The organism is Achromobacter sp. ACRQX (assembly GCF_022346505.1).
Lineage (GTDB): Bacteria > Pseudomonadota > Gammaproteobacteria > Burkholderiales > Burkholderiaceae_B > Achromobacter > Achromobacter animicus.
Genome location: NZ_JAKRML010000027.1, coordinates 1 through 10,244, shown reverse-complemented (window position 1 = coordinate 10,244; position 10,244 = coordinate 1). Strand labels below are relative to the sequence as shown.

General features: G+C 63.5%; 6 protein-coding genes. 2 read left to right on the top strand and 4 right to left on the bottom strand.

Going from position 1 to position 10,244, the window contains the following annotated elements; all coding sequences use genetic code 11:
• Positions 1–3 precede the first annotated feature (3 nt).
• The 3 genes from MHZ91_RS21085 to nadE form a co-directional block, all read right to left on the bottom strand.
• Positions 4–1,158, bottom strand: a complete 1,155-nt coding sequence (locus tag MHZ91_RS21085; protein WP_175124301.1) for an efflux RND transporter periplasmic adaptor subunit — start codon at positions 1,156–1,158, stop codon at positions 4–6.
• Positions 1,159–1,854: 696 nt separating this feature from the next.
• Entirely contained in the window at positions 1,855–5,985 is a 4,131-nt protein-coding gene (locus MHZ91_RS21080; RefSeq protein ID WP_239215521.1) for a CheR family methyltransferase, read from the bottom strand.
• Between the two features lie 120 nt (positions 5,986–6,105).
• A complete protein-coding gene (gene nadE, locus MHZ91_RS21075) occupies positions 6,106–6,945 on the bottom strand; it encodes an ammonia-dependent NAD(+) synthetase (protein ID WP_239215519.1) in 840 nt (279 codons plus the stop codon).
• A 134-nt stretch (positions 6,946–7,079) separates the two neighbouring features.
• Between nadE and MHZ91_RS21070 the strand changes: the two genes are divergently transcribed.
• On the top strand, positions 7,080–7,589 hold the full coding sequence (locus MHZ91_RS21070) for a DUF421 domain-containing protein (protein WP_239215517.1): 510 nt from the start codon (positions 7,080–7,082) through the stop codon (positions 7,587–7,589).
• Positions 7,590–7,657: 68 nt separating this feature from the next.
• Here MHZ91_RS21070 and MHZ91_RS21065 read toward each other — a convergent pair whose 3' ends face one another.
• A complete protein-coding gene (locus MHZ91_RS21065) occupies positions 7,658–9,208 on the bottom strand; it encodes a PAS domain-containing sensor histidine kinase (protein WP_239215515.1) in 1,551 nt (516 codons plus the stop codon).
• A 166-nt stretch (positions 9,209–9,374) separates the two neighbouring features.
• Between MHZ91_RS21065 and galU the strand changes: the two genes are divergently transcribed.
• Positions 9,375–10,208 (top strand): UTP--glucose-1-phosphate uridylyltransferase GalU, encoded by an 834-nt coding sequence (galU, locus tag MHZ91_RS21060; RefSeq protein ID WP_239215513.1) that lies wholly within the window; start codon positions 9,375–9,377, stop codon positions 10,206–10,208.
• The last annotated feature ends 36 nt before the right edge of the window (positions 10,209–10,244 follow it).

Sequence of the window (10,244 nt, the reverse complement as noted above, 5' to 3'; positions counted from 1 at the left end):
CCGCTAGGGTTTCGCGGCTTGCTGTTCGACCGGGTCAACCTGTTGGCCTGGCCTTATCTTGTGCCAGCCATCCACGACCACTTTCTCCCCTGGTTCAAGGCCGCGGCGCACCAGCCAGCTTCCTGAGATCTGCTCACCCACCTCGATCTGCCTGGGCACCGCCGTGTTGTCGGGCCCGATGACGAACACGGTGGCCGTATCGCCGTTCAACCGCGCCGCACGCGCGGGAATCAGGACGCCCTCCTGGCGCACGCCGACGAGTATCTGACCGTTGACGAACTGGCCGGGCAGCAACTCACGCTTGGCGTTGTCGAAACGGGCGCGGATGGTCTGCGCGCCAGTGGTCCGGTCGACGCTCAGGTCCGCGAAATCCACCACGCCGGTCTCGCCAAACTCCCGGCCATTGGCCAACGTAAGCCGCACCGGAAACGTATTGCCCGCCGTCGCCAGCGCGCCGGAGCGCGCGTAGTCGGTCAGGTCCATGATGGCCGTGTTGGACTTGGTGAACGTGGCGCTGATCGGCGACAACTGGTTGACCTGCGCCAGCAGCGTGGCCGCCGATGCGCTGACCAACGCCCCTTCGGTGACCAGCGCGCGGCCCACGCGACCGGCGATGGGCGCCCTGACCGTGCAGCGGTCCAGCCGCAACTGCGCCAGCGTGACCGCGGCCTGCGCATCAGCCACATTGGCCTGCGCCTGCCCCAGCGCCGCCAGCGCGGCTTCGTATTCCTGCGCGCTGACCGCCTGACGCTGCACCAGCGGACGGAACCGGTCCGTGACCGAGCGCGCATTCTTCTGCACGGCCTGCGCGCGCTGCAGCATGGCGTTGGCCTGCGCCAACTGCGCCTTGTAGTCGCTGGGGTCTATCTGGAACAGGGGATCGCCGGCCTGTACGTCGCTGCCTTCTGTGTACAGCAGTTTCTCGACGATGCCATCAACGCGTGCCCGCACTTCAGCGGTGCGAATCGGTTCGATCCGCCCGGGCAGGTCCACGTTCAGGTCGACCGGCTGGCGGCCGACGGTCATCACGAACACCTTCATCGGCGCAATGGTGACGGCCGCCGCGTCGTTCCGGTCACCACATCCCGCCAATGCAAGCGTCCAGGCGCCCAAGGCATACAACATGACACGACGGACATTGCTGCTTACTTGCGTCATCCACTACTCCCAGGCGGTCGGACTCGGGGTCTCGCGCTGCCCTCACCTCATGGCGGAGGCGAAGGCCTTACTTGGACAGCTTGTATGCGGAACAGCATATGGGTGGACACCTTGCGGGCGCGCCTGGGCGCGCCGGACTGACGGACGTGCAGCTTATGAAACGAGGGCGCAGCAAGGCGCCATGGGGTTATCGCGTTGAAGTAGGAGAATGCCGCTGATCGGAAAAAGGCCGACCCAGGCGGGACCTGCCCAATTGAGGCCAGGCTGGCTCTGGCCCGGCGTGGGCCGGGCGCCATGCAAAACGAACAAGACCATCGACTTTCGCACAAGCATCCTTTATGTCGTTGACGAGGAAGACTGGCTGAAATGGGGCTGCATGGTCGTGCGGCGGAAAGGGAATCCGCTTGCGGGCTTTGGCACGGAACGTGCTGAGTGCGGCGCGAAAGCACAGCTTAAGTAGCGACGGCACTTAGTGCAAGCTTTTCTCGTTTGCGCCGTTGGCGAACAGGAACGAAGGCGAAGCGTTTAGAACGGGTGCCGCAGGACAGGGCCATGGGAAAAAGTGCCCCCGATTAAGCGTTTGCCCGCGCATTTGTTGCCAGACTAAACAAATAGGATCAGAAAGAATCCGCCGTGGCGAAACGAGCCGGGAAGTGGCGGCAAACGCATGTGCCGGCCTCTTCCCAAACGCGCTCATCACCCGCGCAACCGCAGCTTGCGAACCACTTCGAGCAGATCGTCCAGCGACACCGGCTTGCTGATGTGGGCGGAAAAGCCCGCGCTGACGGCTTCGCGCATGTCTTCCTTGGCGCCAAAACCGGTCAGCGCGATGGAAGGCAGATCGGCGCCGCTGTCTTTCTCGCGAATGGCGCGCATCAGCGTATAGCCGTCCATTTCGGGCATGCCGATGTCCGACAGCATCAGGTCGAAGCGCGCGGTCTCCAGGATTTCCAACGCCTGCCGGCCGTTGGAGGCGGCCGTGACTACCGCCCCTTCCATGTCCAGCAGCTCGTGCATGATGTGCAGGACGTCCTCGGAGTCATCGACCAAAAGCACCTTCAGCCCTTCCAAAGGCATGTCGGCGTTGGCTTGCGGCGCGTCCTCGGCTTCAAGGGAACCGGCCAGATCCAGCCATACCGTGAAGCGCGCGCCAAGTCCCACGCCATCGGAATGGACCTGAATCGTGCCGCCATGCGCACCCACCAGTTCGCTGACAACCGCCAGGCCGATGCCCAGTCCAGAGGTGGCGCCCGTCTTCTGGCGGACATCGCCCTGGCTGAACATGTCGAACACCCGGCCGATGAACAGCGGGTCGATGCCCTGGCCCGTGTCGGCGACTTCCAGTTTCATGCGGTTGTCCTCGACAGCCAGCGTGAGCGCGACTGACCCGCCTTCGGGCGTGAACTTGATCCCGTTGTTCAGCAGGTTCCAGATCACCTGTTCGATGCGCACGGGATCCGCGTCCAGGTAGATCGCCAGCGCGGGATCAAAGTCGCTGCGCAGATCGATGCCGGCCGACGCCGCCGCGGGCTTGAGCACCTCGAGGATGTTTTTCGCGATGGCCACGACGTCGATGATCGATTTGTTGAGCGCCAGCTTGCCCGTCCGGACGCGCGAGAGATCCAGCAGATCGTCAATGATGCGGGCCTGGCCTTTGACCGAACGCTGGATCAGGTCCGTGGCACGCGCGGCGGGGCCGAAATTGCGCACGGCCGGCGTGCGGGCCAGCAGCTCTGCATTGAGCTGGATCAGGTTGAGGGGGTGCTTCAGTTCGTGCGACACGACCGCGAAGAACTCGTCCTTCAGCACGCTATCCGCATGTGCGCGGTCCAGACGGGACTCCTGCTCGGCGTCGCGCAACTTCAGGTCAGTGACATCGCGCACGATCTTGGCAAACCCCTGATAGACAGGATCATCCATCCGGTTCACGCCGCCCGTGCAGAACACCAGGCTGCCGTTCTTGCGCTTGTGCCAGCGTTCGTCAGGGGCGTAGCCGATCTTCCTGGCGCGATTCAGCTCATGCTCGGGTCTGCCGGCCGCGATGTCCTCGTCAGTGAAGATGATCGCAATAGGCTTGCCTTCCGCCTCGGCGCTGGTGTAGCCGAACATCAGCTCGGCGCCGATATTCCAGTTGGTGATGATGCCATCGTTATCCAGCGTCATGATGCCGAAATCGCGCGCGCTCTCGGTCATGAGCTTCAAGTGGGCCTCGCCCAGTCGCACGCTTTCTTCTGCCTTGCGCCGGTCCGTGATGTCGATGAACGTGAGGACCGCGCCTTCGATGCGGTGGTCACCGCTCCGGTACGGTAGCAGCCGCGCCAGATACCAACGGTCCGTCGTGCTGTGCACCTCGCGCTCCAAGGGGCGCAGCAGTTCGAACACGCCGGCGGCATCCTTGGCCAGGTCCGGGTACTCCAGCCGGTGCGTGATGTCGAGCACCGAACGTCCGGCGTCGCTCGGGATCACATTGAAGATGTCGGACGCCCGGGGCGTGAACCACTGGATGCGCATCATGCGATCCACGAACACCGTGGCAATGTCGGTGGACGCGATCAGGTTTTGCAGGTCGTCATTGATCTTCGCGGTTTCATCGACCTTGGCCTTCAGTTCCGCATTGACCGTGATCAGTTCCTCGTTGACGGACTGCAGCTCTTCCTTGCCGGTCTCCAATTCTTCCGTGGTGGAGCGCAACTCTTCGTTGATGGCCTGAAGCTCTTCGTTGGAGGCCTTCAGTTCTTCCGTAGAGGTTTCCGCCTGCTCAATGGTCGCCTGCAACTGGCGCTTGGTGCGCTGGAGTTCGGCCTCCAGTTGCGTCAATACCATTGCGGAGCCGGTCGCGGGGCTGACAGCGCCCTCTGCGCTCATGATGTCCTCGACTTCCTCGAACAGCACAAGCAGGTAATCACTGGCCGACTCATCGTGCCGGAATGGCCGCACCACCATGTTGACGTAGGTCTGGCGCTCGCCAAGCGTCATTCTCACGCGCCGCGCCTCGACACTCTTTCGCGAATGCAGGGCCTGAAACATCGCGGTGCGCAATTCCGTGCGCAATTCCGGATGCACCGACAAGGGCAGATTGCGGGAAGGCTCGCCGCCCGGATGGCGCAGGAAGCGGCCTGCCCGCTCCGAAATGTGCACGATGTCGCTGTGAGCGTCGACGATGACACTGGGCGGCGCGAACATTTCGAGCGCACGCTGGTGCACGGCGGCGTACGAGACCTTGGGCTGGCGAACCGGCCCCGCCGAGGCGTGCACCGGCCGAACGTGATTAATCCTCCCGTCGGTCAGTTCGGGCATGCCGCTCAGTTGCGACGGCGTTTCCCGAGCGATATAGATGCGGTGGCGCTTGTCCACCACCTGAAAAAGCTGCGGGCACGCATCGGCCGATTCGGAACTGCCGAGGAAAAGATAACCGCCCGGCTTCAATGCGAAGTGGAACATGCGCAACACGTCGCGCTGCACTTCGCGGTCCAGGTAGATCAAGAGGTTGCGGCAACTGACCAGATCCAGCTTCGAGAACGGTGGGTCGCGCAGGATGTTGTGCACGGCAAACAGCACCCGCTCGCGGATTTCCTTCTTGACGCAGTACTCGTTGTCCTGCTCGCTGAAGAAGCTTTGCAGCATGGCTTCAGGCACGTCGCCCTTGATCGCCATCGGATAAGCCGCCGCCCGGCCCACGGCCAGCGCCGTTTCGTCGATGTCGGTGGCAAATAACTGGATCTTGGGCGGGTGGGGCAACGCATCGGCCTGCGCGCTCATCAGCATGGCCAGCGAATACGCCTCTTCACCTGTAGAACAACCGGCCACCCAGGCGCGCAACGCCACTTCCGGCGTGTTGCTCAGCGACTTCAGCAGCTTGGGCAACACAAATTCATCCAGATTGGCGAAAGCTTCCTTGTCCCGGAAAAACTGCGTGACGCCAATGAGCATATCGGACAGCAGTTTAGGGGTCTCGTCGATGCGTTCCTGAAGCAGCTTTCCGTATTCGGGCAAGGTTGACACGCCCGTAACCTGCATGCGGCGCTCGATTCGGCGAAGCACCGTGGCCTTCTTGTAGTGACGGAAATCGTGCGCCGTGCGGGCGCGCAAGAGGGCAAGAATGTCCCGCAACGCATTGCGTTCCTGTTGCTCCCCGTCCGTCACCTGCTCGGCATCCGCGGCGCCGGAGGCCTCGGCGTCGGTCAGCGGCGGCAGATGGATGCTGCCCATGTTTTCCGCGATCTGCTTGAGACGCTGCGGCATGGTGGACACAGGCAGCACAATGTCCACCATGCCGGTGGACATTGCATTGCGCGGCATGGTGCCGTGCTCTGCTTCCTCGGGCAACTGCGCGAACGTCACGCCGCCCTGTTCCTTGATGCGGGAAAGGCCCACCGATCCGTCGGACCCGCCACCCGACAGCACGATGCCCACGGCACGGTTCGTGTGCACATCAGCCAGCGTGCGGAAAAATTCGTCGATGGCAATCTGGCGGCCTTCCGGCCGGTTGGCGCCCGCCGAGATACGCAGATAGCCATCATTCATCGACAGCGAGGCTGCGGGGGGAATCACGTAGACGTGATCGCGCAGGATCGGCACGGGCTTGGTGACCTGCCTGACCGGTAACTCCGTGCTTGCCTGCAGAATCTTGTCGAGAATGCTTTCGTGGTCGGGAGACAGATGCACCACGACAACGAACGCCATGCCGGGCTTGGGCGGCATGTTGGAGAAGAAAGTCTTGAGCGCGTCGATCCCCCCGGCCGAAGCCCCCAGCCCGACCACCGGGAAGCTCAGGTCGCTGCGGGCAACTCCCGGTTTGTTGTTGGGAACGGACGGCGAATCGGACATTTTTAGCCTGTGGTTGCGTGCGTGGGAGTATCCGCCATGATACAGCCGCCAGTCTGCGTCAGGTGCCGCAACAGCGGTCCCAAAGACAGATGTTTGCCGTCGTCGCGCAGCGTCTTCAAATCATCCGATGGGCCCCGGCGGCAGCATCCGCTTGTGCGCCGTGGCGCGGTACTGGCGCTCGATCACCGCGACCGCGTCTTCGGCAACCTCCTCGCCTTCCAGATAGCCATCGATCTGCGCGTATGTCACACCGTACGCGTCCTCATCCGGGCGCAACGGCCGCAACGACTCGAGGTCGGCGGTCGGCACCTTGAGCACCAGCCGGTCCGGCGCGCCCAGCAGCGACCCCAGCGCCCGTACCCGCCGCTTGGTCAGACCGCGCAGGGGCAGCACGTCCGCCGCGCCGTCGCCATGCTTGGTGAAAAACCCCATCAAGGCCTCGGCGGCCTGATCCGTGCCGATCACCAGGCAGTCAAGCGCGCCCGCAATGGCGTACTGGGCAATCATGCGCTGCCGCGCCTTGATGTTGCCGGCGCCGAAATCCTCGGCCGCCTCGTCCGCGTATTCAAGGCCGGCGGCGCGCAGCGCCTCGCGTTGCGCATCCACGGCGGGCTTGATGTCGATGCGCATACGGCGGTCAGGCGCGATGAAATCCAGCGCCTGCGCCGCGTCTTCCTCGTCGCGCTGCTCGCCGTAGGGCAAGCGCACCGCCACGAATGTGGCCGGTGTCCCGTGGCCGCGGACGCGCTCGACGGCAAGCTGCGCGATCCGCGCCGCCACCGTGGAGTCCACCCCGCCGCTGATTCCCAGGACATAACCTGCGCGGCCTGACTGCATCAGGTAGTCGGCGAGGAAGGCAATGCGCCTTTCCAGCTCTTCGGTCGCGTCGAAGTCCGGGGTCACTCCCAGTTCTCCAGCGATGGCATCCCGCAAGCGCAAGGGGGTGTTACCTGAGTTCATTTTTACTTCTCCACGTTGGCGCATCTAAGCAGCAATCAGCGTTCCTGCGTTCAACGCGAGCCCTGCGCCGCGCCCGGCTTGTTCGGGCACGGCACTTGCTCGCCGTTTGATGTTTCATTGTCGGAGGCGCCACGATGGACACGGACTGGTCGACGATGTTTTCGTTTTCGCTCTCGCCGCTAGAGATTTTCATCCGCGGGACGATCGTCTATTGGTTCATCTTCTTGCTGTTGCGGCTTGCCGGCCGGCGCGACGTCGGCTCGCTGGGTGTGGCCGACATGCTGGTCCTGGTCCTGATCGCCGATGCTGCGCAGAACGCGATGGCGGGCGAGTACAAATCCATTCTGGACGGCATGGTCCTGATCTCCACGATCATCGGTTGGACCGTGCTGGTCGACCGGGTAGGCTACTTTTTCAAGCCGCTTGGCCGCCTGCTCGAATCGGACCGCGTATGCCTCGTGCGCGACGGCGTGATCGCCAAGCGCGCGCTGCGCCGTGAATACCTGACGGAAGACGAGCTGATGAGCCAGCTTCGGCTGAAAGGCGTCCTCGAGGTTTCAGAGGTGCGCCGCGCCTACATGGAGCCAGATGGAGATATCAGCGTCATCAAGCGCCGGGCGCACAACCGCTTTCGCCGGACCTAGCGCCGCGCTGCCCGATGCCGGCCCGGCGGGATTCCGGCGCCCAGCCCTGCAGCGCCGTGCCCCGGCCCTTATGGCATCGTGTGCGCGTCCTCGGTCAGCACCTGCATCAGCGCCTCGACGGAGTACGGCTTCTGCATGACCGGGAACCCCAACGCCCGCGGCCCCGCCATCGCATCGCTGTAGCCGCTGGCCAGCACGATCCGAATGCCGGGCCAATTTTCTCGAATCCGGCGGGCGAGTTCCATCCCGTTCATGCCGGGAAGCACCAGATCCAGGATCGCCAGGTCGAAGCCGCCGTCGCGCTGTTCCAGTTCGTGCAGGGCTTTTTCGGCATCGACCGTCCACGTCAGGTCCTGGCCCAGTTCCGCCAGCCACGCCGACACCACCTCGCCGACCATGCGGTTGTCTTCCACCAGCAGCACCTGGCGGCGCACCGGCACGTTGAGGATGACGCCGGCGGCAGGCGTCTCGACCACCTCGCCGGGTGACGTGACGGCCGGCAGGTAGAGCGTGAACGTGGTTCCCTTGCCAACCGTGCTGTCCACCGTCACATCGCCGCCGGACTGCTGCACGAAGCCCTGCACCTGGCTCAGACCCAAACCAGAGTTCTCATGCTGGCCTTTGGTGGTGAAAAAAGGCTCGAACACGTGCGCCAGCACGCCGGGCGCGATTCCCGCGCCGGTGTCCTGCACGGACAGGGCCACGTGCGGGCCATTGAGTTTGGTATGGCCTTCCAGTTCCGACGCGTCCGGCACAACCTTAGCCAATATCTTGAGTTGGCCGCCGGCCGGCATGGCGTCGCGCGCATTGATGATCAGATTGAGCAACGCGGATTCAAGTTGCCCCGGGTCGGCGAAGATCGTGCAGTCGCCCGGCCCGAACTCGTAGCTGATCGCCACGTGCGATCCGACCGAGGTCTCGAAGAGCTCGCGCATCGAAGCCAGGCTGTCACGCACGTCAAACGCGTGCGGCTGCAGCGGCTGCCGCTTTGCGTAGGCCAGCAACTGCCGGGTCAGCTGGGCGGCCTTTTCGGTGGTGTCGATGATGATGCCCACGTAGCGCATCAGCGAGGGGGGCAGTTCCGGATAGCGCTTGATGAACTCCGCGGAAAAGCGGATCGCGGTCAGGAAGTTGTTGAAATCGTGCGCGACGCCGCCGGTCAGGCGGCCGATGGCTTCCATGCGCTGAGCGTGATGCATGGAATCGCGGGCTTCCTGCAGTTGCTCGTGCCGCTCCTTCTGCTCGGTGATGTCGCGGGTGATCTTGGCGTAACCGACGAGGACGCCCCGGTCGTCATGGACCGGATCGATGACCACGCTGCACCAGAAGGTACTGCCGTCCTTGCGGACGCGCCAGCCCTCGGCCTCAAAGCGCCCTTCACGCCGCGCCGTCTCCAACGCACGCTCCGGCACGCCGGCATTTCGGTCTTCAGGTGTGTAAAAAACGGAGAAATGCTGCCCGATGATCTCGTCCGCACCATAGCCCTTGAATCGTTCCGCGCCGGGATTCCAGCTGCTTACGCGGCCGTTGGCGTCCAGAAGGTAGATGGCGTAATCCCGCACTGCGCCTACCAGAAGGCGATAGCGGTCCTCGGACGGAAAATCCGGTAAAGAAGTCATGCAATGTCCCCACCTGCGTATCTATTCATGCTCAGCCCCGTCAGCAAACGGCGTGCCGTCCTCCGGATTCTGCTACAGCGATCGCCCGATGGGCACGGATTTTGCTGTAACAGGAGTCAGTAGGCGGCCCATCCCTGGCGCCGTCCGGGCATAGAGGGCCTCAGCAATGCAAACCATTCGTAAAGCAGTATTCCCCGTCGCGGGCCTCGGCACCCGCTTTCTACCCGCCACCAAGGCCATGCCCAAGGAAATGCTACCCATCGTCGATCGGCCGCTGATCCAGTATGCCGTTGAGGAGGCGGTCGCAGCAGGCATCACAGAACTCATCTTCGTGACCGGCCGCAACAAACGGGCGATCGAAGATCATTTCGACCGCGTACCCGAACTGGAATACGACCTGGAGGCGAAAAACAAGAATGCCTTGCTGGAGACCGTTCGTAACGTCATCCCGGACAGCGTCAAATGCGTGTACACCCGCCAGCCGGCAGCCCTGGGGCTGGGCCATGCGGTGCTCTGCGCGGCGCCCATTGTAGGCAACGAACCGTTCGCCGTGCTGCTGGCGGACGACATGATAGACGCGGACGCCCCCGTGATCGGCGAAATGATGAAGGTCGCCCGGGAATTCGAGGGCAGCGTCCTGGCGATCCAGCAGGTGCCAAAAACCAACACGCACCAGTACGGGATCGTGTCCGGCAGCCGCAAGGCGCACAGCGTCATGAGCCTGACCGGCATCGTGGAAAAGCCCAAGCCCGAGGACGCGCCGACCGACCTGGCGGTGGTCGGACGCTACATCCTGGAACCCCAGATCTTCGCGCTGCTGGAAGCCACCCAGGCGGGCGTCGGGGGCGAAATCCAGCTGACGGACGGCATTGCAGCCCTCCTCAAATCGCGCAAGGTCTTCGGCTTCGAATACGAAGGCGTCCGCTATGACTGCGGCAGCAAGGAAGGCTTTTACCGCGCCACGATGGAAATCGGGCGCAAGTACCACAACCTGGCCTGAGAAAGGAGTCTTTCCATGACCGATTCGCAACCCGCC

Excerpts from the sequence above, each read along its gene's own strand:
- MHZ91_RS21085 (WP_175124301.1), bottom strand. The coding sequence starts at position 1,158 with ATGACGCAAGTAAGCAGCAATGTCCGTCGTGTCATGTTGTATGCCTTG.
- MHZ91_RS21065 (WP_239215515.1), bottom strand. The coding sequence starts at position 9,208 with ATGACTTCTTTACCGGATTTTCCGTCCGAGGACCGCTATCGCCTTCTG.
- MHZ91_RS21070 (WP_239215517.1), top strand. The coding sequence starts at position 7,080 with ATGGACACGGACTGGTCGACGATGTTTTCGTTTTCGCTCTCGCCGCTA.
- galU (WP_239215513.1), top strand. The coding sequence starts at position 9,375 with ATGCAAACCATTCGTAAAGCAGTATTCCCCGTCGCGGGCCTCGGCACC.
- MHZ91_RS21080 (WP_239215521.1), bottom strand. The coding sequence starts at position 5,985 with ATGTCCGATTCGCCGTCCGTTCCCAACAACAAACCGGGAGTTGCCCGC.
- nadE (WP_239215519.1), bottom strand. The coding sequence starts at position 6,945 with ATGAACTCAGGTAACACCCCCTTGCGCTTGCGGGATGCCATCGCTGGA.